23 protein-coding genes are annotated in these 21,854 nt (G+C 67.4%); 12 read left to right on the top strand and 11 right to left on the bottom strand.

The genetic code is table 11. The annotated features are described in order from the left end of the window. Nucleotide 1: 1 nt before the first annotated feature. The 3 genes from mobB to moaD are packed head-to-tail and all read left to right on the top strand — an operon-like array spanning nt 2 to nt 2,086. Complete coding sequence (mobB, locus tag BMW87_RS17350) at nt 2-547, top strand: molybdopterin-guanine dinucleotide biosynthesis protein B (RefSeq protein WP_093051054.1); 546 nt, start codon at nt 2-4, stop codon at nt 545-547. After that, nucleotides 540-1,826, top strand: coding sequence for a molybdopterin molybdotransferase MoeA (gene glp, locus BMW87_RS17345; protein WP_093077657.1), 1,287 nt, complete (start codon nt 540-542; stop codon nt 1,824-1,826). Before mobB ends, glp begins: the two co-directional genes overlap by 8 nt. Nucleotides 1,827-1,834: 8 nt before the next feature. After that, nucleotides 1,835-2,086 carry a molybdopterin converting factor subunit 1 gene (gene moaD / locus BMW87_RS17340; protein ID WP_093077656.1) on the top strand — a complete coding sequence of 84 codons (252 nt, stop codon included), beginning with the start codon at nt 1,835-1,837 and terminating at the stop codon, nt 2,084-2,086. Here the strand turns inward: moaD and dapA are convergent. Continuing rightward, entirely contained in the window at nt 2,073-2,969 is an 897-nt protein-coding gene (gene dapA, locus BMW87_RS17335) for a 4-hydroxy-tetrahydrodipicolinate synthase (RefSeq protein WP_093077654.1), read from the bottom strand. The two genes, moaD and dapA, sit on opposite strands and share 14 nt — an antisense overlap. A 258-nt stretch (nt 2,970-3,227) precedes the next feature. On the opposite strand from dapA, the gene BMW87_RS17330 reads away from it, so the two are divergent. Then, complete coding sequence (locus BMW87_RS17330) at nt 3,228-3,704, top strand: molybdenum cofactor biosynthesis protein MoaE (RefSeq protein WP_093077652.1); 477 nt, start codon at nt 3,228-3,230, stop codon at nt 3,702-3,704. A gap of 6 nt (nt 3,705-3,710) precedes the next feature. Here the strand turns inward: BMW87_RS17330 and BMW87_RS17325 are convergent, their stop codons facing one another. Then, entirely contained in the window at nt 3,711-4,706 is a 996-nt protein-coding gene (locus BMW87_RS17325) for a Bug family tripartite tricarboxylate transporter substrate binding protein (protein WP_093077650.1), read from the bottom strand. Between the two features lie 140 nt (nt 4,707-4,846). Between BMW87_RS17325 and clpB the strand changes: the two genes are divergently transcribed. The 4 genes from clpB to arfB all read left to right on the top strand — a co-directional run bounded on the left by clpB (nt 4,847) and on the right by arfB (nt 9,513). After that, nucleotides 4,847-7,468 (top strand): ATP-dependent chaperone ClpB, encoded by a 2,622-nt coding sequence (gene clpB / locus BMW87_RS17320; RefSeq protein ID WP_093077649.1) that lies wholly within the window; start codon nt 4,847-4,849, stop codon nt 7,466-7,468. 9 nt (nt 7,469-7,477) lie between these two features. Next, nucleotides 7,478-7,807, top strand: a complete 330-nt coding sequence (locus BMW87_RS17315; RefSeq protein ID WP_256216808.1) for a hypothetical protein — start codon at nt 7,478-7,480, stop codon at nt 7,805-7,807. A gap of 108 nt (nt 7,808-7,915) precedes the next feature. Next, a complete protein-coding gene (locus tag BMW87_RS17310) occupies nt 7,916-9,100 on the top strand; it encodes an acetyl-CoA C-acyltransferase family protein (RefSeq protein WP_093077647.1) in 1,185 nt (394 codons plus the stop codon). Nucleotides 9,101-9,105: 5 nt separating this feature from the next. Next, nucleotides 9,106-9,513 carry an alternative ribosome rescue aminoacyl-tRNA hydrolase ArfB gene (gene arfB, locus BMW87_RS17305; RefSeq protein ID WP_093077646.1) on the top strand — a complete coding sequence of 136 codons (408 nt, stop codon included), beginning with the start codon at nt 9,106-9,108 and terminating at the stop codon, nt 9,511-9,513. On the opposite strand, the gene BMW87_RS17300 is transcribed toward arfB, so the two are convergent. Next, nucleotides 9,482-10,015, bottom strand: coding sequence for a DUF2306 domain-containing protein (locus tag BMW87_RS17300; RefSeq protein ID WP_093051025.1), 534 nt, complete (start codon nt 10,013-10,015; stop codon nt 9,482-9,484). The two genes, arfB and BMW87_RS17300, sit on opposite strands and share 32 nt — an antisense overlap. 129 nt (nt 10,016-10,144) lie before the next feature. Between BMW87_RS17300 and BMW87_RS17295 the strand changes: the two genes are divergently transcribed. Next, entirely contained in the window at nt 10,145-10,726 is a 582-nt protein-coding gene (locus BMW87_RS17295; RefSeq protein ID WP_177192797.1) for a DUF3299 domain-containing protein, read from the top strand. A 19-nt stretch (nt 10,727-10,745) separates the two neighbouring features. Here the strand turns inward: BMW87_RS17295 and BMW87_RS17290 are convergent, their stop codons facing one another. From BMW87_RS17290 to BMW87_RS17275, 4 genes are all read right to left on the bottom strand, one after another. Then, on the bottom strand, nt 10,746-11,630 hold the full coding sequence (locus BMW87_RS17290; RefSeq protein WP_093051019.1) for a LysR substrate-binding domain-containing protein: 885 nt from the start codon (nt 11,628-11,630) through the stop codon (nt 10,746-10,748). A 13-nt stretch (nt 11,631-11,643) separates the two neighbouring features. Next, entirely contained in the window at nt 11,644-13,365 is a 1,722-nt protein-coding gene (locus tag BMW87_RS17285) for a SulP family inorganic anion transporter (protein WP_093077643.1), read from the bottom strand. An 82-nt stretch (nt 13,366-13,447) separates the two neighbouring features. After that, on the bottom strand, nt 13,448-13,900 hold the full coding sequence (locus BMW87_RS17280) for a DUF2501 domain-containing protein (RefSeq protein WP_256216807.1): 453 nt from the start codon (nt 13,898-13,900) through the stop codon (nt 13,448-13,450). Between the two features lie 95 nt (nt 13,901-13,995). Next, nucleotides 13,996-15,351 (bottom strand): M20/M25/M40 family metallo-hydrolase, encoded by a 1,356-nt coding sequence (locus tag BMW87_RS17275; RefSeq protein ID WP_093077641.1) that lies wholly within the window; start codon nt 15,349-15,351, stop codon nt 13,996-13,998. Nucleotides 15,352-15,475: 124 nt separating this feature from the next. Between BMW87_RS17275 and BMW87_RS17270 the strand changes: the two genes are divergently transcribed. After that, complete coding sequence (locus BMW87_RS17270) at nt 15,476-16,384, top strand: LysR substrate-binding domain-containing protein (protein ID WP_093077940.1); 909 nt, start codon at nt 15,476-15,478, stop codon at nt 16,382-16,384. On the opposite strand, the gene BMW87_RS17265 is transcribed toward BMW87_RS17270, so the two are convergent. The 4 genes from BMW87_RS17265 to BMW87_RS17250 form a co-directional block, all read right to left on the bottom strand. After that, on the bottom strand, nt 16,381-17,589 hold the full coding sequence (locus BMW87_RS17265; RefSeq protein ID WP_093077640.1) for a beta-ketoacyl-[acyl-carrier-protein] synthase family protein: 1,209 nt from the start codon (nt 17,587-17,589) through the stop codon (nt 16,381-16,383). The genes BMW87_RS17270 and BMW87_RS17265 overlap by 4 nt on opposite strands. After that, nucleotides 17,586-17,828, bottom strand: coding sequence for an acyl carrier protein (locus BMW87_RS17260; protein WP_093050999.1), 243 nt, complete (start codon nt 17,826-17,828; stop codon nt 17,586-17,588). Before BMW87_RS17260 ends, BMW87_RS17265 begins: the two co-directional genes overlap by 4 nt. Before the next feature lie 145 nt (nt 17,829-17,973). Next, nucleotides 17,974-18,660, bottom strand: a complete 687-nt coding sequence (locus BMW87_RS17255; protein ID WP_371258816.1) for a phosphatase PAP2 family protein — start codon at nt 18,658-18,660, stop codon at nt 17,974-17,976. 63 nt (nt 18,661-18,723) lie between these two features. Beyond that, nucleotides 18,724-19,605, bottom strand: a complete 882-nt coding sequence (locus BMW87_RS17250) for an AraC family transcriptional regulator (protein WP_093077636.1) — start codon at nt 19,603-19,605, stop codon at nt 18,724-18,726. A gap of 89 nt (nt 19,606-19,694) precedes the next feature. Between BMW87_RS17250 and BMW87_RS17245 the strand changes: the two genes are divergently transcribed. After that, on the top strand, nt 19,695-20,957 hold the full coding sequence (locus BMW87_RS17245) for an MFS transporter (protein WP_093077635.1): 1,263 nt from the start codon (nt 19,695-19,697) through the stop codon (nt 20,955-20,957). Nucleotides 20,958-21,000: 43 nt separating this feature from the next. Further along, complete coding sequence (locus BMW87_RS17240) at nt 21,001-21,750, top strand: sulfite exporter TauE/SafE family protein (protein ID WP_093077633.1); 750 nt, start codon at nt 21,001-21,003, stop codon at nt 21,748-21,750. Nucleotides 21,751-21,854 lie beyond the last annotated feature (104 nt).

Below are 21,854 nucleotides of genomic sequence, written 5' to 3'. Positions count from 1 at the left end.
CATGAAGGTCGTCGGTTTCGCCGGCTATTCGGGCGCGGGCAAGACCACGCTGCTCGAGCGCCTGATTCCGGCGCTCAAGCGGCTCGGCCAGCGCGTGTCGGTGGTCAAGCATGCGCACCACAAGTTCGACATCGACCATCCGGGCAAGGACACCTACCGCCATCGCGAGGCCGGCGCCTTCGAGGTGGTCGTGGCGTCAGACAAGCGGCTGGCCGTGATGCGCGAATTCGAAGTTCCCGTTGAACTCAGCGTACACCAGTTGCTGGCCGAGGTGCACCCGGCGGCCGACTGGGTGCTGGTCGAAGGTTTCCGGCACAGCGACGTGCTCAAGATCGAGGTCTGGCGCGAGCCGGAAGCGGGCGAGCCTTCGCGGCCCGTGCTGTACACCAACGATCCCTTCGTCACCGCCGTGGCCACCGACGCACCGGCCAGCCTGCCGTCGCCCACCGAACGGCCGCTGTTCGACCTCAACGACGCCGAGGCCATTGCGAAGTGGTTGATCGACAGCGGCGACCGCTTCGAATACAACCCCGATCACCATGGCTGATTCACCCGTTCCCTTTTCCGCTTCCTCGTCGCGTCCGCCACTGATGCCGCTGGACGAGGCCATCGCGGTCCTGCTCGCGAAGGCGCAGCCGAAGCTGCCCACCGAAAGCGTCGGCACCTTCGACGCCGACGGCCGCGTGCTGGCGCAAGACCTCGTCTCCGGCCTCACGGTGCCGCCGCGCGACAACAGTGCGATGGACGGCTACGCGGTGCGCGTGGCCGACTGCGTTGTGCCAGGCGCAGAGCTGACAGTGGCGCAGCGCATTCCCGCAGGCACGGTCGGCACGCCGCTCGCGACCGGCATCGCGGCGCGCATCTTCACGGGTGCACAGATCCCGGAGGGGGCCGACGCGGTCGTGATGCAGGAAGACACCTCGGCCACGCCGCAGGAAGGCAGCCTGGGCTCGGTGCGCATCGCCATCGTTCCGGTGGCCGGGCAGTGGATTCGCCGTGCCGGCGAAGACGTGGCCTCCGGTGACGTCGTACTGAAGCAGGGCGAGCGCCTCACGCCAGCCGCACTCGGCCTCGCGGCCAGCGTCGGCTTTCACAAGCTGCAGGTGGCCCGCAAGCCGCGCGTGGCCATGCTCTCCACCGGCGACGAGCTGGTGATGCCCGGCGAGGTTGCGCCCGACGCGATGAAGCCCGGCGCCATCTACAACTCGAACCGTTTCTTCATGCGGGCCCTGCTGCACCGCCTGGGCTGCGAGGTGAACGACCTGGGCATCGTGCCCGACGACCGCGAAGCCACCATCGCCGCGTTGCGCAACGCGGCTGAGGCCAGCGATCTGATCATCACGACCGGCGGCGTCTCCGTCGGCGAAGAAGACCATATCCGCGCGGCGCTGCAGTCGCTTGGCGAGCTGCAGCTCTGGTCGCTGTCGATGAAGCCCGGCAAGCCTTTTGCCTATGGCTCCATTGCGCGCAGCTACGGGCAGGGCGCATGCCATGTGACGGGGCTGCCAGGCAATCCGGTGTCGAGCTTCCTCACCTTCCTGATGCTGGTGCGGCCCTTCCTGCTGACGCTGCAGGGTGCCACGCGCGTCGCGCCGGAGGCGGTGAAGATGCGCGCCGATTTCGACTGGCTGCGTGCCGACAAGCGCCGCGAGTTCCTGCGCGCGCGGCGCAATGCGGCCGGCGGCCTCGACCTGTTCGGCAACCAGAGTTCGGGCGTGCTCACGTCGATGGTCTGGGGCGACGGCGTGGTCGACAACCCGTCGGGCCAGACGATCAAGTCGGGCGACACCGTCAACTTCATTCCGTTCGCATCGCTGCTGGGCTGAATCCCGTCATGAAGATCCAGGTCCGTTATTTCGCCTCGGTGCGCGAGGCACTTTCCAGCAGCGGTGAAACCGTCGACACACAAGCCGAAACGCTGTCGGCCCTGCGCGACGAACTCATCGCCAGGGGCAGCGCCTACGCCACCGCGCTTGCGCGCGGCAAGGCGGTGCGGATGGCGCTCGATCAGGCCATGAGCGACGAGGCCGCCGCCTTGAGCGAAGGCTGCGAAGTCGCTTTCTTCCCGCCTGTCACGGGCGGTTGAGCCGGGCATCCAGCGCCACGAGGCGCTCGCGCAGGCCGTCGGACGCGCGGGTCATCGGCGAGCGCAACTCGTCGCGCATTTCGCCCATGTGCGCCAGCAATGCCTTCAGCGGGCCCGGGTTCGGTTCGGCAAACAGCATTTCCACCAGCGGCTGCAACGCCTGCCATTCGGCGCGCGCCTCGGGCAGCCGGTTTTCCGCAAGCAGGCGCACCAGCCGGACGAAGCGGCGCGTCTGCACGTTTCCGCTGGCCGCGATGGCGCCCACGCCGCCTTCGGCCATGGTGCCGAAGATCTGGTGGTCTTCGCCCGTGAGCACCTGCAGCCGCCCGTCGGCGATCACAGCGCGCGTCTTGGCCATGTCGCCGCCGCAGTCCTTGATGCCGCGAATGCGCGGATGCTCGGCCAGCGTCAGCAGCGTGTCGCGGGCGATGGTGACGCCCGTGCGATAGGGAATGTCGTAGACCAGCACCGGCACCGTGCTCGCATCGGCGATGGCGCGGAACCATTCGAGCAGGCCGGCCTGCGACGGGCGGATGTAGTTCGGCGCGGACACCAGAAGGCCCGCCAGCGGGCGTTCCGAGAGCTTGCGCGCCCAGGCCGTGGCCTTGCCCAGGTGGTAGCCGGAGATGCCCATGACGACCGGCAGCCCGCCGGCCGCTGCCATCACGGTGTCGAGCACGGCCAGTTGCTCTGCCTCGTCGAGCGCGGCGGCCTCGCCAGTGGAGCCGCAGGGCACGAAGCCCGTCACTCCGTCGTCGGCGAGCCGCCGGGTCAGCGCGGCGAGGGCGGCATGGTCCACAGCGCCGTCGTGGAACGGTGTGACGAGGGCCACCCAGAAGCCGGAGAAGTCAGGGGTAGCGGAGCTTGGTTGTTGATGAGGCACGCGGGTTTCCTTTCAGGAATCGACCGATGGAAAGAACCACCGTCCGATGCGCGCGAAACCCATGAGGGGGCCAAAAAAACCTTGGCAGGTTCCGTCGCTCATCCGACGACGGAACCTCGGCTCCGGTCAGACGAGCTTTGGTTTTTTGGCTTTGTTGCTGCCTTGGCGCGCGCGGCGGCCTTCGGGGTGCGAAGGCACCGGGAAGAGCGTGGCGGGACAAGGCATTGCGGCAGTCTATCGCGATGCCACAATTCGGACATGAGCGTTGCGCGTGTTTCGATCCAGACGGCCGATTTCGACCTTTCGCAGGAGGTTGCCGCGTTGCGCGACGGCGACAAACGCGTGGGCGCCGTCTGCAGCTTCGTGGGCACCGTGCGCGACCGCAACGACGGCAGCACCGTCGCCTCGATGGAGCTGGAGCACTACCCCGGCATGACCGAAAAGGCCATCGAAGCCATGATCGACGAGGCGCACAAGCGCTTCGACATCCTCGGCGCGCGCGTGATCCATCGCGTCGGGCTGCTGCAGCCGCTGGACCAGATCATGATGGTGGCGGTGGTGTCGGCGCACCGCGGCCAGAGCTTCGAGGCCTGCGAGTTCCTGATGGACTATCTCAAGACCCAGGCGCCGTTCTGGAAGAAAGAGCAGACGCCCGAAGGCGCCCGCTGGGTCGATGCGCGCGTGGCCGACGACGCGGCGCTGGCGCGCTGGGGCATCAGCGCCCCGAATGCCTGAAGACGCTCAGAGGGGCTTGAAGCCGCTCGCCTGGATGATCCGCTCCCAGGTCTGCGTGTACGTGCGCACGCGGCCCGCGAACTGGCCCTGCGGCTCGTAGCCGACCGTCAGCCCCATCGTCGTGAGCTTCTGCTTCACGTCAGGCATCGCCAGCACCTTCTGCAGCGCATCGCCGTACTTGTCGATGATCGGCTGCGGCGTGCCCACCGGCGCGAAGATGCCGTAGTAGGGCAGGTCTTCCAGGTTCGAGAAGCCCAGCTCGGTGAAGGTCGGCACGTTCGGAATCACGGCCTGGCGCTTGGCGCCGATGGAGGCCACGATGCGCACCTTGCCCGCCTTGTGGTTCTCGATGAAGTCAGGCACCGAGGCGATGCCTGCGGTGATCTGGTTGCCCAGCATGTCGGCCGTCATCGGCGCGCTGCCGCGGTAGGGCGCGGGTTGCACGTCGATCTTGTACTTGTCCGAGATCATCTTCACCAGGAACTCGGGGATCGAGGCCGGCGCCGGGATGCCGATGGTTTCCTTGCCGCCCTTCTGCGTGCGGACCCACTTCACGTACTCGTCGATGCTCTTGGCCGGCGTGCCGCCCGACACCGCCAGCACGTTGGCGAAGGTGGCGAAGCCGGCCACGGGCACGAAGTCGGTGGCGGGGTTGAAGCCCGGGTTCTTCACCACCTGCGGCAGGATCGAGATGGTGTGGTCGTGCGACAGGAACAGCGTGTGGCCATCGGCCGGGGAAGACTTCAGCACCGTTGCAGCAATCTGCCCACCCGCGCCGGCGCGGTTCTCGACCACCACGGGCACGCCCAGCACATCCTTGAGCTTTTCGCCCAGCGTGCGTGCAATGGCGTCGGTGCCGGCGCCGGCGGGGAAGCCCACGAGCAGGCGGATGGGGGTGCCGCTTTGCGCTTGCGCAAGGCCGGACAGGCCCATGGCGGCTAGAAAGAGGCCCACGCTGATCGCCCGGCGCACCGGTTGAACGCGCTGCATTGAAAAAACCATGATCGACTCCATTCGAGAGAGGGAAATGCCTACGGGCAGGGGAAACGGATCTTGTGCAATAGCCGTGCCCACGGCACCGGCATAGCCGGCAGCCTTGAATCGTGCCCGAACAGCCCTATTTTGGATGCAGGAATACCACCATGCGACAAGACAAACTCACCACCAAATTTCAGGAAGCTCTGGGCGATGCCCAGACGCTCGCGCTGGGCAGCGACAACGCCTACATCGAACCGGCCCACCTGCTGGTCGCGATGCTGCGCCAGGACGACGGCCCGCGCGCCCTGCTGGAGCGTGCCGGCGTCAACGTACCTGGCCTGACGCAGGCGGCCGAGGCCGCCATCAAGAAGCTGCCGCAGGTGCAGGGCCACGACATCGTCCAGGTCGGCCCTGAACTGGGCAAGCTGCTGCAGGCCACCGAAAAGGAAGCCCTCAAGCGCAATGACCAGTTCATTGCCGGCGAACTCTTCCTGCTCGCGCTGGCCGACAGCAAGGCCGACATCGGCAAGACCGCCCGCGAAAACGGCCTGAGCCGCAAGTCGCTCGAAGCCGCCATCGACGCCGTGCGCGGCGGGCAGGGCGTGAACAGCGCCGATGCCGAAGGCCAGCGCGAAGCGCTCAAGAAATACACCATGGACCTGACCGAGCGCGCCCGCCTGGGCAAGCTCGACCCGGTCATCGGCCGCGACGAGGAAATCCGCCGCGCCATCCAGGTGCTGCAACGCCGCACCAAGAACAACCCCGTGCTCATCGGCGAGCCCGGCGTGGGCAAGACCGCCATCGTCGAAGGCCTCGCACAGCGCATCGTTGCGGGTGAGGTGCCCGATTCGCTCAAGGGCAAGCGGGTGCTGTCGCTCGACATGGCCGCGCTGCTGGCGGGGGCCAAGTTCCGCGGCGAGTTCGAAGAGCGCCTGAAGACCGTCTTGAACGAACTCGCGAAGGACGAAGGCCAGACCATCGTCTTCATCGACGAGCTGCACACCATGGTCGGCGCCGGCAAGGCCGAAGGCGCGATGGATGCGGGCAACATGCTCAAGCCCGCACTCGCTCGAGGCGAGCTGCACTGCGTGGGCGCCACCACGCTCGACGAATACCGCAAGTACATCGAGAAAGATGCCGCGCTGGAGCGCCGCTTCCAGAAGATCATCGTGGGTGAGCCCAGCGTCGAGGCCACCATCGCCATCCTGCGCGGCCTGCAGGAAAAATACGAAGTGCACCACGGCGTGCAGATCACCGACCCGGCCATCGTGGCCGCGGCCGAGCTGTCTGACCGCTACATCACAGACCGCTTCCTGCCCGACAAGGCCATCGACCTGATCGACGAGGCCGCGGCCAAGATCAAGATCGAGATGGACTCCAAGCCCGAGGTCATGGACCGCCTCGATCGCCGCCTCATCCAGCTGCAGATCGAGCGCGAAGCCGTGCGCCGCGAAAAGGACGAGGCCTCGCAGAAGCGCTTCGGCCTGATCGAGGACGAGATCGAGAAGCTGCAGAAGGAAATTGCCGACTACGACGAGATCTGGCAGGCCGAGAAGGCCCAGGCCCAGGGCAGCGCACAAGTGCGCGAAGACGTCGACAAGATCAAGTTCCAGATCGAAGAGTGGAAGCGCAAGGGCGACTTCAACAAGGTCGCCGAGCTCCAGTACGGCCAGCTGCCCGCGCTCGAAAAGCGCTTGAAGGAGGCCGAGGCCAACGAAGCGAACAAGGGCAAGTCCAGCGCGCCCACGCTGCTGCGCACCCAGGTCGGCGCGGAAGAAATCGCCGAGGTCGTGGCGCGTGCCACCGGCATCCCGGTCGCCAAGCTGATGCAGGGCGAGCGCGACAAGCTGCTCGTGATGGAAGACAAGCTGCACGAGCGCGTGGTCGGCCAGGACGAGGCCATCGGTGCGGTCGCCAACGCGATCCGCCGCTCGCGCTCGGGCCTGTCGGACCCGAACCGTCCGACCGGCTCGTTCCTGTTCCTCGGCCCCACGGGCGTGGGCAAGACCGAGCTGTGCAAGGCGCTCGCGGGCTTCCTGTTCGACAGCGAAGACCACCTGATCCGCATCGACATGAGCGAGTTCATGGAGAAGCATTCGGTCGCGCGCCTGATCGGCGCGCCGCCGGGCTACGTGGGCTACGAGGAGGGCGGCTACCTCACGGAGGCCGTGCGCCGCAAGCCCTACAGCGTGGTGCTGCTCGACGAGGTCGAGAAGGCCCACCCCGACGTGTTCAACGTGCTGCTGCAGGTGCTCGACGATGGCCGCCTTACCGACGGCCAGGGCCGCACCGTGGACTTCAAGAACACCGTGATCGTGATGACGAGCAACATCGGCTCGCCCATCATCCAGGCCATGGTGGGCAAGCCTTCCGAAGAGATCAAGGAAGCGGTGTGGGACGAGCTGAAGAACTACTTCCGCCCCGAGTTCCTGAACCGCATCGACGAGACGGTTGTGTTCCACGCGCTCGACGCGAAGAACATCGAATCGATTGCCGCGATCCAGCTCAAGGTGCTGAAGGCGCGGCTTGCGAAGATGGATCTGGGTCTGGAGGTGTCGCCGGCGGCGCTGGCAGAAATTGCCAAGGTCGGCTTCGACCCGGTGTTCGGCGCGCGTCCGCTGAAGCGTGCCATTCAGCAGCGCATCGAGAACCCGCTCTCGAAGCTGCTGCTCGACGGCAGCTTCGGGCCGAAGGACACGATCGAGGTCACGACCGATCCGATCCAGTCGCCGGGCAAGTTCTCGTTCGCCAAGGCCGGGGAACCAACGGCGGCGGCTTCGGCCTAAAGTTGGATGATGAACTTCATTTTTCGCGTCATTCTTCTGCTCCTGGGGCTGGTCTTTGCGGCCAGCCTGGCCGTGGCGGTCATGCTGCTGGCGGCTGTGTGGGGTGTGCGCTACGCCTGGGGGCGTCTCACGGGCAAGCCCGTGACGCCTTGGGTCATGCGTTTCAACCCGCGCTCGGGCTTCGATAAATTTCGTAATGCGGCACAGCCGGCCGAACCGACCGCCGCCGACGTGGCCAATGCGCGGGCACGCGGCGAATCGGTGGAGCGCCCGGTGCGCATTCGCGGCAGCGCCAGCGACGTGACCGACGTGTCGCCGAAATCGGTCTCGCGCGGCTGAGCCACTGCTATTTCAGGCGCGACAACCCGTCGCGCCTTTCGCCGTCAGAATCGTCCTCCTGCAGCCGCCGCTGAGTGCGGCTTTCGCTTTCATCAGGAGAGACATTCCATGACATCGCGCGACATCTTCGTGGTCGGCACTGCCCGCACCGCCATCGGCACCTTCGGCGGCGCGCTGAAGGACGTGCCCAATACCCAGCTTGCCACCACCGCCGTCAAGGCTGCCATCGAGCGCAGCGGCGTGGCCGCCGATGCCATTGGCCACGTGGTCATGGGCAACGTGATTCCCACCGACGTGAAGGATGCGTACCTCAGCCGCGTGGCCGCTATCGACGCCGGCTGCCCGATCGAGACGCCGGCCTTCAACGTCAACCGCCTCTGCGGCTCGGGCCTGCAAGCCATCGTGTCGGCGGCGCAGGCCATTGCGCTGGGCGACTGCGACATCGCCATTGGCGGTGGCTCGGAATCGATGAGCCGGGGCCCGTACTTCGACACCTCGGCCCGCTACGGCGCACGCATGGGCGACGCGGTGCTGGTCGACTACATGCTGGGCATCCTGCACGACCCGTGGGAGAAGATCCACATGGGCATCACTGCAGAGAACGTGGCTGCCCGCTACGGCATCACGCGCGAGCAGATGGACGAACTGGCCGTAAGCAGCCAGCAGCGCGCGGCAGCCGCCATCGAGGCAGGACGCTTCAAAGAGCAGATCGTTCCGGTCGAAGTGAAGACGCGCAAGGGCATCGTCTTGTTCGACACCGACGAGCATGTGCGCGCCGACACCACCGTCGACGCGCTCTCGAAGATGAAGCCCGCTTTCAAGAAGGACGGCCTCGTCACCGCCGGCAACGCCTCGGGCATCAACGACGGCGCCGCCGCCGTGGTGCTGGCGAGCGGCGAGAGCGTCAAGGCGCGGGGCCTGAAGCCGCTGGCGCGCCTGGTCGGCTACGCACACGCCGGTGTCGAGCCCGCATACATGGGCATCGGCCCGGTGCCGGCCACGCGCAAGGTGCTGGAGCGCACCGGCCTGAAGGTGAGCGACTTCGACGTGATCGAGTCGAACGAAGCCTTTGCGGCGCAGGCCTGCGCGGTCATCAAGGAGCTGGGCTTCGATCCGGCCAAGGTGAACCCGAACGGCTCGGGCATTTCATTGGGCCACCCGGTGGGCGCGACCGGCGCGATCATCACGACGAAGGCGATTGCCGAGCTGCATCGCACGGGCGGCCGTTACGCTCTCGTCACGATGTGCATCGGCGGCGGCCAGGGCATTGCCGCCGTCTTCGAAAGAGTCTGACCCACATGTTCCGCCCACCCATCCTGATCGACCCCGACGAGGTCGACTTCAGCGCCATCCGGGCGCAGGGTGCGGGCGGGCAGAACGTCAACAAGGTGTCGAGCGCGGTGCACCTGCGCTACGACATCCACGCCAGCTCGCTGCCGGCCGATGTGAAGGAGCGGCTGCTCGCGCTGCGCGACAGCCGCATCACGCAGGAAGGCGTGTTCGTGTTGAAGGCGCAGCAGCACCGCACGCAGGAGATGAACCGCGCCGACGCGCTCGCGCGCCTGCAGGCGGTGATTGACAGCGTGGCTACGCCACCGCGCGTGCGGCGCGCCACCAAGCCGACCTACGGTTCGAAGCAGCGCCGGCTCGAAGGCAAGAGCCAGCGCTCGCAGATCAAGAACCTGCGCGGGCCGGTGCGGGACTGAGCGCGCCAGCGCCGCCGCGCAGCCGGCGGATCTGCAGGCCGACGCCGATCAGGTACAGCACGAGCAGCACGCCGGTGATCGCCTTGAGCTCCGGCGCGTCGGCGTTCGGCAGCAGCGGGGCGCCGAGCGGCAGGCGCGTCAGCGTTTCGGTGAAGGCCGGAATCCAGTGGAACAGGAAGCTGGCCGAGAACGCGATGGCCTCGACATAGCGCGCCGACTTGCCGAAGAGCACGCCCCGGCCCGCGAGCGTGCCCACGGCCAGCGCCAGCAGCGTAATGATGCCCAGCGCATGCGGCTTGCCGAAGCCGCCGTGCTGGAAGATGCCGAAGCCCGTGAGGCAGGTGAGCACGGTGGTCCATACGAAGACCTGGCCGAGCCCGGTGCGCATCGTGATCTCTTTGTAGCGGAACAGGGCCAGCAGCCCTGCGGCGACGGCGATCAGGCTGATCGCGGTATGAACTGTGCCCAGGGACGTGAGTCCCAGCCATCCTGTCGGTGCCATGCGGATCCCCTCGTTGTTCGTGGTGCGGCATTCTGGCGCGTTACATCAAATTTGTGGAATCTGGGATGAAATGAGTGCAAAAGGCCCTGCTTTACGGGCCTGAAACATCTCCCAAGCAGAATCGTGGTCATGAGAAGGTTTCTTTCGCGCGCCGTGCTGGCTGCGCTCCTGCTTGTGCCGGCCGCGGCGCTCCTGACCGGCTGCGGTCCGGGAGTGGCGGCGCAGCAGACCGCGAGCGCCGCGCCGGCCCCCGAGCTCAAGTGGGAAGAGCTGATTCCCAAGAGTTGGGACCCGACCAAGCGCTACCGCAACATCAGCCTCGAGGCGCTGCGCGACAACGACCCGCGCGCGATCCAGATGCTCGACGAGATGCGCGCCGTCTGGGACAACGCACCGGTCAACGTGGCGCTGGACGACAAGCCGGCCAAGCTGGCGGGCTTCGTCGTGCCACTCGACAGCACGCAGGACGGCATCCGCGAATTCCTGCTGGTGCCGTATTTCGGCGCCTGCATCCACACCCCGCCGCCGCCCGCCAACCAGATCGTTCACGTGATCGCGGCCACCACCGTGAAGGGCCTGCACGCGATGGACACGGTGTACGTCAGCGGCACGCTGAAGGCGGCGCGCTATTCGTCGGTGGATATGGGCGTGAGCGGCTACGAGATCAAGTCGGCCGCGGTCGAGCGCTTCGTGGCCAGGCAGCCGCAGTAAGCCGCACCGGCCGCGCAGCTCAGGCCATGCGCTGCGACAGAAAGTCCAGGAACGACGTGATCCGCGCTGTCAACTGCGTGTTGCGGTAGTACACCGCGTTGACCGGCTGGCGCACGTCCGCCGTTTCTTTTGCCAGCACCTGCACCAGCGCGCCGCTGGCGCGGTCGGCACCCGTCATGAAATCCGACAGGCAGACGATGCCTACGCCGGCCAGCGCCAGCTGGCGCAGCGTTTCGCCGCTCGACGCCATCAGCGTCGGCGCGATGTTCCATTCGTCGCCGTGCACGCCGCGCAGGGGCCAGCGGTTCAGCGACTCGGGCTGGGTGAAGCCCAGCAGCGCGTGCTCGGCCAGGTCGGCCACCTTGCGCGGCTTGCCATGCGCTTCGAGGTATGCCGGGCTCGCGAGCACGCGCAGCCGGTGCGTGCCCAGTGGCCGCGCATGCAGCGTGGAATCGCGCAGCGGCCCGATGCGGATCGCGATGTCGGTGCGGCGCTCCAGCAGGTCGATGGGCAGGTCGTCGGTGTCGAGTTCGAGGCTGATCTGCGGGTAGAGCCTTCGAAACTCCGGCACCAGAGGCACGATGGCATGCAGCATGAAGGGCGAGGCCGCGTTCACGCGCAGCCGGCCGGCCGGCTGCTGGCGGCGCGCGGCCATCTGCTCTTCGGCGTCGTCGATGGCATCGAGGATGGCGCGCGTGCGCTGCAGGAAGGCCGCGCCTTCTTCCGTCAGCTCTAGCCGCCGCGTGGTGCGGCGCAGCAGCGTGGTGTCGAGCTTCTGTTCGAGCCGGCTCAGGGCGCGGCTGATGCCCGAGACCGTTTGCGCCAGCTGCTCGGACGCAGCCGTGATCGAGCCCGTGTCCACCACCGTACGGAACGCGACCAGTTCTTCGATGGTGGTCTTCATGGGCGCTGGCAGGTCAGGCTTCGGCTTCCTGCACCACGGGCATGTCGCCGATGCGCGGCATCAGCGCCGCGAGCGCTTCGCCGTCGGTGCGGTAGCTGAACAGCATCGGCCCCGGGGCCAGCAGGCCGGCGCGTTCCAGCACCTGCATCGCGGGCAGCTTCAGGCCGCTCAGGTGCAGGCGGATACCCTTGGATTCCATCATCCGGCGGATCGAACCGAACACCTCCGCGCCGGTGATGTCGATGCGGTTGATGGGCTGCGCGAACAGGCACACGTCGGTGAGCTCGGGCCGCTCGGCCAGCGCCACGGTGAGCGCGCGTTCCAGCGTGGAGGCCGAGGCGAAGTCGAGCTCGGCATCCATGCGCAGCGCATAGAGCTGCGGCGCCAGCGGCGGCAGCTTCCAGAGGTTGCGGTCGCGCAGGCTGCCGTCGGGGTGCAGGCCCACTTCGATGATGCGCGGGTGCAGGTGCCGGTACATGTAGTGCGCCAGGGCGGCCAGCAGCCCGCCGAGCACGCCCCAGTAGATGCTGGGCGCGGTCGCGATGGTCAGCACGAAGGTACCGAAGGCAATGCCCGCCTCGATGCGCGAGATGCGCCACAGCGCGGTGAAGCTCGCGGGCTTTACTAATCCGAGGATGGCCGTGACCACCACCGCAGCCAGCACCGCCTGCGGCACGTGATACAGCAGCGGCATCAGCCACAGCAGCGCGCCGGCCACGACGACCACGCTGAACAGCGTGGCCCAGCCGGTCTGCGCGCCCGCATAGAGCGTGATGGCCGAGCGCGAGAAAGACGAGCTGGTAGGAAACGCACCCGTGAAGCCCGAGGCCAGCTTGGCCAGGCCCTGGCCGATCAGGTCCTGGTTTTCGTTCCACAGCGTGCCGGCACGCGCGTTGTCGACCTTGGCGCTCGATGCGGTTTCAAGAAAGCTCACCAGCGTGATCATCAGCGCCGGCAGCACCAGCGCGCTGAATGTGCTCACGGGCAGCAGGCCGGGCCAGTAGAACGAGGGCAGGCCCGAAGGGAGGCTGCCCACCACCGCGCCGCCGCGCAGCGCGTAGTCGATGATCCAGCTGATGGCGGCAGCGCCGGCCACCAGCGCCATCGTGGTCGGAAAGCGCGGGAGCATGCGCTTGCCCAGCCACAGCACCGCGATGCTGCCGAGCCCGAAGGCGATGGCCACGAGGTCGGGCAGCGGGCCGCCCTGCAGTACCTGCGGAATGGTGCGCCCCGTGAAGCCGAGCAGCGCGGGCAATTGCGAGATGGCGATCAGCACCGCCGCGCCCTGCGTGAAGCCGATGAGCACCGGCGAATTGACCAGCCGCAGCAGCCAGCCGAAGCGCCCCGCGCCGAGCACGATCTGGATCGTGCCCGACATCAGCGTGAGCCACACCGCCATTGCCACCCACTCGGCACTGCCCGCCACCGCCAGCGGCGCGAGCGAGGCGCCGACCAGCAGGCTGGTGAGCGCCGTGGGCCCGACCGACAGCCGCTGCGACGAGCTGAACATCACCGCGATCAGCGCCGGGAACAGCGCCGCGTACACGCCCGTGACCAGCGGCATGCCCGCCAGTGCCGCATACGCCACGCCTTGCGGAATGACCATCAGCGCCACGGTGATGCCAGCCATCGCCTCGTTGCGCAGCAGCGCGGCGGAAGGGCGCGGCCAGGCGAGACAGGGAACCCAGCGCGCGAGGCGCTGGCGCAGGGAGGGAGAGAGGGCAGCCGGGGTCATGGAGATTTGCGGGCGCACTGGGGAAAACTGCAAACGCATGCGCGGTGCGCCGCGCGGGAGCGATGTGGAATGCGGGTCGGGATCAGATCAGCGAACTCGCGTTCTTCAGAACGTAGTCGCAAGCCTTTTCCTTCACCTTCGACGACAGGCCCTTGAAGTTCAGCGACTTGCCGTCGCCGCCCTGCAGCAGGCCCTTGGCGCCGCTGGCGAAGCCGGTTTCCTGCTTCTTCTGCCCGGTGATCCTGGCGAGCAGCTTGTCTTTCACCGAGGCCGCGTCGCCGCCCAGGTAGTTGTTCTTCACGCAGTACTGCAGCACGCCGGCTGCGTTGCCCATGGTGCTGGAGCCGATGGCGGGCATCTTGAAGCCCAGGTTGCTGCCGAGGCTGCCGAGCGCAGATCCGCCTGCGCTGCCTTGCGAGTTGGAGGTAGCCGCTTCGCCGGCCTTTTCCTTCAATTGGTCGAGCAGGTCGTTGGCTTGCGCCGAGGCGCCTGCCGCAAGCAGAGCCAGGGCGATGAGGGTGGAACGGGCGTGCATGGTGTCCTCCTGTCGGTCAGCGTGATGGAAAGCGGCCACCAGCATACCGGAGACTTCCATGGGCGCACCCCCTCGGTGCACGCCCGCTTGCCTGCTTACTTCGCGCGGGGCGGGCGCTTCTCGAGCAGCGGCGCGCTGGTGCCTTGCACCCCGACCAAGCCGAGCACCGTCACCAGCGAGTTCTGCGCACCCTTCCAGCCGTCGGTCACGTCGATCCACTCGGACAGCGCATGGAAGCCGCCGGTCTTGCCGCCGCCGCCGATGATGATCGCCGGGATGCCCAGCGACATCGGTACATTGGCGTCGGTGCTCGCGCCCGTCAGCAGCGTCTTGTGGCCGAAGGCGCTGTTCGCGCGCGTGGCGGCTTCGACGATGACGGTGTCTGATTGCGTGCGGCCACCCGGACGGTCGCCGATGAGCTTGGTGCTCACGCTCAGCGTGCTCACGTTCCAGCGCTTGTTTTCTTCGACCACTGCTTCGTCGATGGCGGCCAGGATCTTCTTTTCGGTTTCGAGCAGCGGCGCCATTTCGTCGGAGCGGATGTCGACCGCCATGCGCGCATCCGGCGCGATGGTGTTGACCGAAGTGCCACCGCCCACGGTGCCGACGGTGAACGTCGTCTTCGGGAAACTCGGCGTGCGGATATCGGCGATCTTCGCGATGGCGCGGCCCATCCCGTGGATGGCGCTGGGCACCTGGCCGAAGGCGCCGTAGCTATGACCGCCCGGGCCCTTGAAAGTCACTTCGTAGCGGTGGCTGCCCGTGCCCAGCATCAGCACCGAGCCGTCTGGTGCGGGCTCCAGGCCGACCATGCCGTCGATGTCGAGGTTGTCGCGGAAGATGGCCTTGATGCCGCGCAAGTTGCCGAGTTCCTCTTCGCCCACGTTGCCCACGAACAGCAGATCGCCCACCGTCTGGATCTTGTTGTCGTTCAGCACCTTGAGCCACGACAGCAGCACCGACAGGCCGCGCGTGTCGTCGGAGATGCCGGGGGCGTAGAGCTTGCCGTCGCGCTCCTTTACCTTCACGTCGGTGCCGGCGGGGAACACAGTGTCGAGGTGAGCCGAGATCAGCAGCTTGGGGCCGTTGCCCGTGCCCTTGCGCAGGCCGACGACGTTGCCTTCGGCGTCGATCCTTGCGTCCGTCAGGCCCAGGGCCTTCATGCGGGCGAGAAAGGCTTCGGCGCGCTTCTGTTCCTTGAAGGGGGGCGCCTCGATCTCGGTCAGCATCTTCAGGTCTTCGACCGAGCGATCGTGGTCGGCCTTGACCGCGTCGAGCAGCTTCTGGATAGCGGGGGAGGCCATCAGCTGTGTGTAGGCCTTGTCCACGTCTGGCCGCACCTGCGTGGGGGTGGCCGCGACGCTGCCGCTCTGGGCGTGTACGAGGCCGGCGGCCGCGGAGGCCAGGGCAATAACGAGCGGGGCGAGACGAAGCGACACGAGGCGGGGCATGGTGCGGGGATGTCCTTGTAGGCGAGCAACGCCGACGCGGCGTCTTCAGCGATTCTTACGGCTGTGTTAGCCGAGCGCTCTGGTTTAATCTTCGGCGTCGTCAGTTTTTCTAACAATGCCCGCCATGCGCCGCCATATTCCCAGCACCCGCGCGCTGCTGATCTTCGACGCCGTGGCCCGCCACCATGGCGTGGGCAAGGCCGCGGAGGAGCTGTGCCTCACTCACAGCGCGGTGAGCCAGCAGCTGCGGCTGCTGGAAACCCAGATCGGCGTGCGACTGGTGCAGCGCACGGCGCGCGGCACCGAGCTCACCGAAGCCGGGCGGCGCTACCACGGGCAGATTTCAGGCGACCTGCTGCGGTTGCAGAACCACACGCTCGAAGCCATGGCACAGCGCACCGACGGCCTGCGCCTGCTGGTGGGTGCGGTGCCGGTGCTGGCCGAGGGCTGGCTGACGCCGCGGCTGCCGGAATTCATCGCGCGGCACCCGGGCTGCAGCCTGCATCTACAGGTGTTCCCGACGCACCTCTACATGGAAGACATGTCCTTCGACGTGGGCGTGCAGTACGACGATGCGGTGTGGCCCGGCGCGAATGCGCTGTCGTTGATGGGCGAGTCCTGCGTGGTGGTGTGCTCGCCACAGGCAAAGGGGCGAGCGGCCATGGCGCGGGGCGATTTCCGCGCAGCGTCGCTGCTGCAGCTGCGCACGCGTGTGGGTGCCTGGGAAGAGTGGTTTGAGCAGACGGCACATGCGCAGCGGCCCGAAAACCTGGTGACGGGGCACCGCTTCGACCTGTTCTCGTCGCTGGTTGCAGCGGTGCGTGCCGACCTGGGCGTGGGGCTGGTGCCCGAGTACTTCGTCGAGCGCGAGTTGCGTTCGGGCGAGCTGGTGCTGGCCTGCCCGCATCGGGCGCCGTCGAGCCGGGGCTACAGCGTGTTCGTGGCGCCGAGCCGTACGGACGATCCGTTGGTCAGCGCTTTCGTGGCATGGCTGTGCGCGGCGGCCGCACTGCCAGAAACTTTGCCTGCCTAGGCGCGGCGGAAGAGAAGCACCGAGTTCGTGCCGCCGAAGGCGAACGAGTTGCTGATGGCAGCTTCGAGCGACGGCGCCGCCGCGTCGTCCTGCGTCACCAGGTTCAGCCTGCAGTCCGCGTCGATCTCGCGGCAGTTGGCGTTGGGCGGCAGTTGCCGCTGGTGCAGCGCCAGCACGGTGATGAGCGCTTCGAGCGCGCCCGCCGCGCCCAGCAGGTGGCCATGCAGTGCCTTGGTCGAGCTCACGCGCAGCGTGTCGAGCTCGTCGCCCCACACATCGGCCAGCGCATTGCGCTCGACCACGTCGCCGATGCGCGTGGCCGTGCCGTGTGCGTTGCAATAGCCCACGTCGCGTGGCTGCAGGCCGGCCTGGCGCAGGGCGGTGCGCAGCGCGCGGGCCTGGCCCGGTGCATCGGGCTTGGTGAGGTGGGTGGCGTCGCTGCTCAGCCCCCAGCCGGCCAGCGTGGCATAGCTGCGGGCGCCGCGTGCGCGTGCCCGCTCGGCGGATTCGAGGATCAGGAAGGCCGCGCCTTCGCCGAGCGCAAAGCCGCTGCGGTCGGCGGCAAAGGGCCGTACCGCGCCGGCCGCTTCGCCGGGCTGGAAGGTGGCCAGCGTCTGCATGGCCTGCCAGGCCACGACCACGCCCGGCACGATCAGCGCTTCGCTGCCGCCGGCGATGGCGATGTCGACCTCGCCGCGCTGCACGGCCTTAGCCGCTTCGGCAATCGCGGCCGAAGAAGAAGCGCAGGCGACCGAGTAGGTGAGCACCGGGCCCTGAACACCCTGGCGCATTGCCACATGGGCGGCTGGCGCGTTGGGCATGAAGGCGGGAATGGTGAGCGGCGACACGCGGCCGTTGCCGCGGTAGGCCGCTTCGAGCGCCGCCGCGCCACCCATGCCGCAGCCGGCAAAGACGCCCACGCGCTCCGGGTCGGCGTCGGCAACGGCCAGGCCCGCGTCGCGCATCGCCATGTCGGCGGCGGCCACGGCCAGCTGGCTCACGCGGTCGACGCCCGCCAGCTGCAGCTTGGTGAACCAGCGGGTTTCATCGAAGGCCACGGTGGCTGCGGCGGCCGGCTTGGGCAGATCCGCAAAGATGGGCTGGATGGCCGATCGGCCCTGCAGCAGGGCCTGGAACAGCGCGTCGGGCTCGCCGCCGTGCGGCGCCATGACGCCCAGTCCGGTGACTGCGACCTCGTGGTTCACGCGACTTTCGCGGCTCGTACCTTGTCGACCAGCAGCGCGAGTTCGGCCAGGGTGTCGATGCTCGCGTCCTCGTCGGGCATGGTGATGCCGAAGTGGTCTTCGATGGCGAACAGAAACTCGGCGAGGGCCAGCGAATCGAGTCCGCCGGTTTCCCGCATCGAGGCGTGGGGGTCGAGCTTCGACGGTTCGATGCCGTACTTCTCGTGGATCAGGTCCTGCAATTCCTTCAGCGAACTCATCGTGCAATGCCTGTCGTCATGTGCCGTTGATCGATTGCCACCGTGTGGTGGTTGCCATTGAATCGATCCCTTCCTCGTCGGCCAGTGGTGAGTGTGGTCAGTGATTGCAGATGATATCCGCTCCGACCCGAGGGGCATCCCCTCGCTAACGCGCCCCCGGGCGCCAGCGCAACGAGGGTAGTGCGAAGGCCATACCCAGCAGCGCGCCGGCCGCCACGTCCAGCACCACGTGCTGCTTGACCGCCAGCGTCGAATAGGCGATAGCGGCGAACCAGGCCCAGTTCAGCACGCGCCACAGGGCCGGCGTGCGCGCCTCGCGCAGCACGTGTTCGACGCGGATGGCGGTAAAGATGGCCACGGCCACGTGCATCGAGGGGCAGGCGTTGCCCGCCGCGTCCACACCCTGCAGCATCGCGAAACCGGGGTAGCCGGTGCCGTCGATGGCCATAGGGGGTATCTGGGTCGGCCAGAAGTAGAAGAGGCTCAGGCCGGTGATGCACAGCGCGCCGATCCACAGCCCGTAGACCACCAGTTCGCGGAACGTGAGCTGCAGCCCCGGCGCGATGCCCACGTACACCCAGAGCGAGAGGTACGCGCCCAGCGTGTAGGGCTGGAACGGAATCAGGTGGTCCAGCGGCGTCAGCGGCATCACCGCCACCGGAAAGGCCGGGTTGCGCAGCAGATGGAAGTAGCCGATGAAGAACAGCCAAGTGAAGACGGTGGTGCCGACCGCTTTCAGCAGGAAATGGCGGCGCACGCGCAACCAGATCTCGGCGGTCCACGTCGGGGGCCGGGCGTCGGGCGCCATGTGCAGGGGGATCGGTGAGTGCATGGTGTTGTCGGTCGCCGATCTTGCCAGAGCACCATGAAGCATCCCCTGCGATGCCCCGCTGCATCAGGGGGAGGTGGGCCGCTTGCGGTGCTGGAACGAAGTGGGCGAGCGGCCTGTGGCGGCCTTGAACATCGCGCAGAACGCGCTGTCGGTGGCATAGCCGCTGGCGGCCGCCACCTGGCTCACGGCCATGCCGCGCGCCAGCAGCGGCAGCGCATGTGCCATCACGGCTTGCTGGCGCCACTGCTGCCAGCTCATGCCGAGCTGGTCGCGGAACAGGCGCGCCACAGTGCGCTCGCTGGCACCGATGGTGGCGGCGCGCTCGGCCAGCGTGGCGCGGTCGGCCGGGTTTCGCAGCAGCGCCTCGCACAGCTGGCGCAGGCGCTTGTCGGTGGGCAGTGGTACGTCGATGCGGATCTGCGTGGCGCGCTCCACCTCGTCGACCAGCAGCGGCGCGATCATGCGTTCGCGCTGCGGCGCGTGCGGATCGGTCGGCGGCAGGCCATCGGGCGTGGTGTCGAGAGCCAGCATCAGCGCGCGCAGCAGCGGGCTGATTTCCAGCACTTCGCACTTTTCCCAGGTAGGCGCGATCCAGGCGTGCAGGTAGACGGTGCGCAGTTCGGCGTCTTCGATCAGCGTGATGCTGTGCGGCATGTTGGCCGGCACCCAGAGCGCGCGCGAGGGCGGCACGATGTAGCTGCCGTCCTGCGTGCTCAGGCGGATCACGCCGCGTGTGGAAAAAGTGAGCTGCGGCCACGGGTGCTCGTGCAGTTCGACCAGCGTGTCCGCGCTCAGGAAGTGCTCCTTGGCGCGCAGCGGACGCACCGCGTCGGGGGCGTAGAGGTGCGGCGTGAGAGAGGCAACGCTGGTGATCGGGGCGGGGAGCGCGCCGCGCGGCCTGGCGGGCGCGGCGCTCCTGGAGGTGGGTGAGGCGGCGCTTGGCATGGTTTCGACAAATGTTGTCGCTGTATCGCCATTCTGCCGCGTCCCCGGCGCATAGCATCGATGCCTGCCCCGTTTTTTTGTAGCAATCCATGTCTTCCACTTCGTCCGCAAGCGCTGTTTCCCATCCCCCCACCAACACCTTGCGCACCGACGCCAAGCTGATCGGGCTGGTCGGCCTGGCCCATGCGGTCAGCCATTTCAGCCAGCTCATCCTGGCGCCGCTGTTCCCGTGGCTGAAGGACGCGTTCAACGTGAGCTATGTGGAGCTGGGCGCGGTGCTCACGGTGTTCTTCGTGGTCTCGTGCATCGTGCAGGCGGCCTCGGGCTTCATCGTCGACAAGCTGGGCCCGCGGCCGGTGCTGTTCGTCGGGCTCGGGGCACTGGGGCTGGCGGCTTTCGGCTACGCCGCGGCGCAGAGCTACTGGATGCTGCTGTTGTGCGCGGTGGTCGGCGGCATCGGCAACGGCGTGTTCCATCCGGTGGACTACACGCTGTTCAACCGCAAGGTCGCGCCGACGCGGCTGGGCCATGCCTACAGCGTGCACGGCATCACCGGCAGCCTGGGCTGGGCGCTGGCGCCGGCCTTCGTGGTGCCGATCGCCATCGCCTTCTCGTGGCGCGTGGCGCTGGCTTCGGCCGGCGTGGTGGCTCTCGTGGTGCTGCTGGTGCTGTGGGCGTATCGCAGCGTGCTGTCGCTCGACGCGGCCGCCGTGCACAAGGCCACGGGGCAGGGCGAGCCCGCGCCGGTTGGCGGCGAGTTCGACTTCCTGCGCATTCCGGCCGTATGGATGTGCTTCGGTTTCTTCTTCTTCTATGCCGCGGTGATCAGCGTGGTGCAGACCTTCGCCCCGGTGGCCGCGGGACACCTGCATGCGGTGCCGGTGGCGCTGGTGGCGGTGTGCCTCACGGTCTACATGGTGGCGAGCGCCGCGGGGATGGTGGTGGGTGGCTTCCTGGCCTCCGATCCGACGCGCTGCGAGCGCATCGTGGGCGCGGGCTTCGGCATTGCGGCCGCGCTGGCGCTGGTGCTGGCGTTCGCGAGCTTTCCGCCGGTCGTGGTGCCGGTGCTGTTCGGGGCCATGGGTTTCGTCTCGGGTGTCGCAGGGCCGTCGCGCGACCTGCTGGTGAAGAAGTCGACGCCGCCCAATGCGACCGGGCGCGTGTACGGCGTGGTGTATGCGGGGCTCGACATCGGACAGGCCCTGGCGCCGCTGGTGTTCGGGCGGCTGATGGACCATGGGCAGTACACGAGCGTGATCGTGGGGCTGGCGATGGTGCAGGGTGTGCTGATCGCCAGTGCGTTCAACGTGCGCCGCGTGCGGCGCACGGCGCTGGTGCCTGCCTCGGCCTGAGTCCCTTCTTTTTGATCGAAGTGCGGTCGATATCATCGGCCGCATGCAAGCCTTGTATGTCTATGTGATCGCCGGTGCTGTATTGGCGGGTTTCGTGCAGGGCCTGTCGGGCTTTGCGTTCGGGCTGGTAGCCATGTCAGTCTGGGCGTGGACACTGGAGCCGCAACTCGCGGCGGTGCTTGCTCTCTTTGGCGCGTTGACGGGGCAGGTGATCGCGGCGGTCACGGTGCGGCGGTCTTTCGACAAGAGTGTTCTCTGGCCCTTTGTGCTCGGTGGGCTGGTCGGGGTGCCGTTCGGTGTCTGGCTGCTGCCGCACCTCGATCTTGTCGTCTTCAAGCTGTGTCTTGGCGTGCTGCTGGTGCTGTGGTGTCCGGCGATGCTGATGTCGCAGCATCTGCCGAAGGTTTCGTTCGGTGGGCGTTGGGCTGATGGCGTTGTGGGTGCCATGGGTGGCGCGATGGCGGGCATCGGCGGGTTCTCGGGGACTCTTCCTACGCTCTGGTGCACCTTGCGCGGCTTTCAGCGCGATACGCAGCGGGCTGTGATTCAGAACTTCAATCTGTCGATGTTGATGGTGGCGTTTGCCATTCATGTTTTCAGCGGGAGCATCGGGCGTTCTGTGGTGCCTCTGCTGGGGCTTGTTGCTCTGGCTGTTGCTGTGCCTGTGTTGCTGGGGGCTCGGCTTTATATCGGGATCAGTGAGGTGGCGTTTCGGAAGCTGGTGTTGGGGTTGTTGACTGCTTCTGGGGTGGCTTTGTTGGCTTCTGCTTTGCCGGCTTTGTTGCGGCGCTGAGGGGTTGTTTTCCGGGGCCGGGACTCGCCCCGGCGGGCGACCTACTTTTCTTTGCTTCGCCAAAGAAAAGTAGGCAAAAGAAAGGCGACCCCACTGTCTGCGAC

The organism is Variovorax sp. OV084 (genome assembly GCF_900111625.1).
GTDB lineage: Bacteria > Pseudomonadota > Gammaproteobacteria > Burkholderiales > Burkholderiaceae_C > Variovorax.
Note: the sequence above shows the minus strand (reverse complement) of the source record. Positions and strands in the feature narration are given on the sequence as shown.

What these genes read in the sequence shown, in the direction of transcription:
- BMW87_RS17300 (WP_093051025.1), bottom strand. Translation starts at nt 10,015, where the DNA reads ATGGCACCGACAGGATGGCTGGGACTCACGTCCCTGGGCACAGTTCAT.
- BMW87_RS17245 (WP_093077635.1), top strand. Translation starts at nt 19,695, where the DNA reads ATGTCTTCCACTTCGTCCGCAAGCGCTGTTTCCCATCCCCCCACCAAC.
- BMW87_RS17255 (WP_371258816.1), bottom strand. Translation starts at nt 18,660, where the DNA reads ATGCACTCACCGATCCCCCTGCACATGGCGCCCGACGCCCGGCCCCCG.
- clpB (WP_093077649.1), top strand. Translation starts at nt 4,847, where the DNA reads ATGCGACAAGACAAACTCACCACCAAATTTCAGGAAGCTCTGGGCGAT.
- BMW87_RS17290 (WP_093051019.1), bottom strand. Translation starts at nt 11,630, where the DNA reads ATGAAGACCACCATCGAAGAACTGGTCGCGTTCCGTACGGTGGTGGAC.
- BMW87_RS17285 (WP_093077643.1), bottom strand. Translation starts at nt 13,365, where the DNA reads ATGACCCCGGCTGCCCTCTCTCCCTCCCTGCGCCAGCGCCTCGCGCGC.
- BMW87_RS17250 (WP_093077636.1), bottom strand. Translation starts at nt 19,605, where the DNA reads ATGCCAAGCGCCGCCTCACCCACCTCCAGGAGCGCCGCGCCCGCCAGG.
- BMW87_RS17310 (WP_093077647.1), top strand. Translation starts at nt 7,916, where the DNA reads ATGACATCGCGCGACATCTTCGTGGTCGGCACTGCCCGCACCGCCATC.
- BMW87_RS17260 (WP_093050999.1), bottom strand. Translation starts at nt 17,828, where the DNA reads ATGAGTTCGCTGAAGGAATTGCAGGACCTGATCCACGAGAAGTACGGC.
- BMW87_RS17280 (WP_256216807.1), bottom strand. Translation starts at nt 13,900, where the DNA reads ATGCACGCCCGTTCCACCCTCATCGCCCTGGCTCTGCTTGCGGCAGGC.
- BMW87_RS17315 (WP_256216808.1), top strand. Translation starts at nt 7,478, where the DNA reads ATGAACTTCATTTTTCGCGTCATTCTTCTGCTCCTGGGGCTGGTCTTT.
- BMW87_RS17330 (WP_093077652.1), top strand. Translation starts at nt 3,228, where the DNA reads ATGAGCGTTGCGCGTGTTTCGATCCAGACGGCCGATTTCGACCTTTCG.
- mobB (WP_093051054.1), top strand. Translation starts at nt 2, where the DNA reads ATGAAGGTCGTCGGTTTCGCCGGCTATTCGGGCGCGGGCAAGACCACG.
- moaD (WP_093077656.1), top strand. Translation starts at nt 1,835, where the DNA reads ATGAAGATCCAGGTCCGTTATTTCGCCTCGGTGCGCGAGGCACTTTCC.
- arfB (WP_093077646.1), top strand. Translation starts at nt 9,106, where the DNA reads ATGTTCCGCCCACCCATCCTGATCGACCCCGACGAGGTCGACTTCAGC.
- glp (WP_093077657.1), top strand. Translation starts at nt 540, where the DNA reads ATGGCTGATTCACCCGTTCCCTTTTCCGCTTCCTCGTCGCGTCCGCCA.
- BMW87_RS17295 (WP_177192797.1), top strand. Translation starts at nt 10,145, where the DNA reads ATGAGAAGGTTTCTTTCGCGCGCCGTGCTGGCTGCGCTCCTGCTTGTG.
- BMW87_RS17240 (WP_093077633.1), top strand. Translation starts at nt 21,001, where the DNA reads ATGCAAGCCTTGTATGTCTATGTGATCGCCGGTGCTGTATTGGCGGGT.
- BMW87_RS17325 (WP_093077650.1), bottom strand. Translation starts at nt 4,706, where the DNA reads ATGGTTTTTTCAATGCAGCGCGTTCAACCGGTGCGCCGGGCGATCAGC.
- BMW87_RS17275 (WP_093077641.1), bottom strand. Translation starts at nt 15,351, where the DNA reads ATGCCCCGCCTCGTGTCGCTTCGTCTCGCCCCGCTCGTTATTGCCCTG.
- BMW87_RS17270 (WP_093077940.1), top strand. Translation starts at nt 15,476, where the DNA reads ATGCGCCGCCATATTCCCAGCACCCGCGCGCTGCTGATCTTCGACGCC.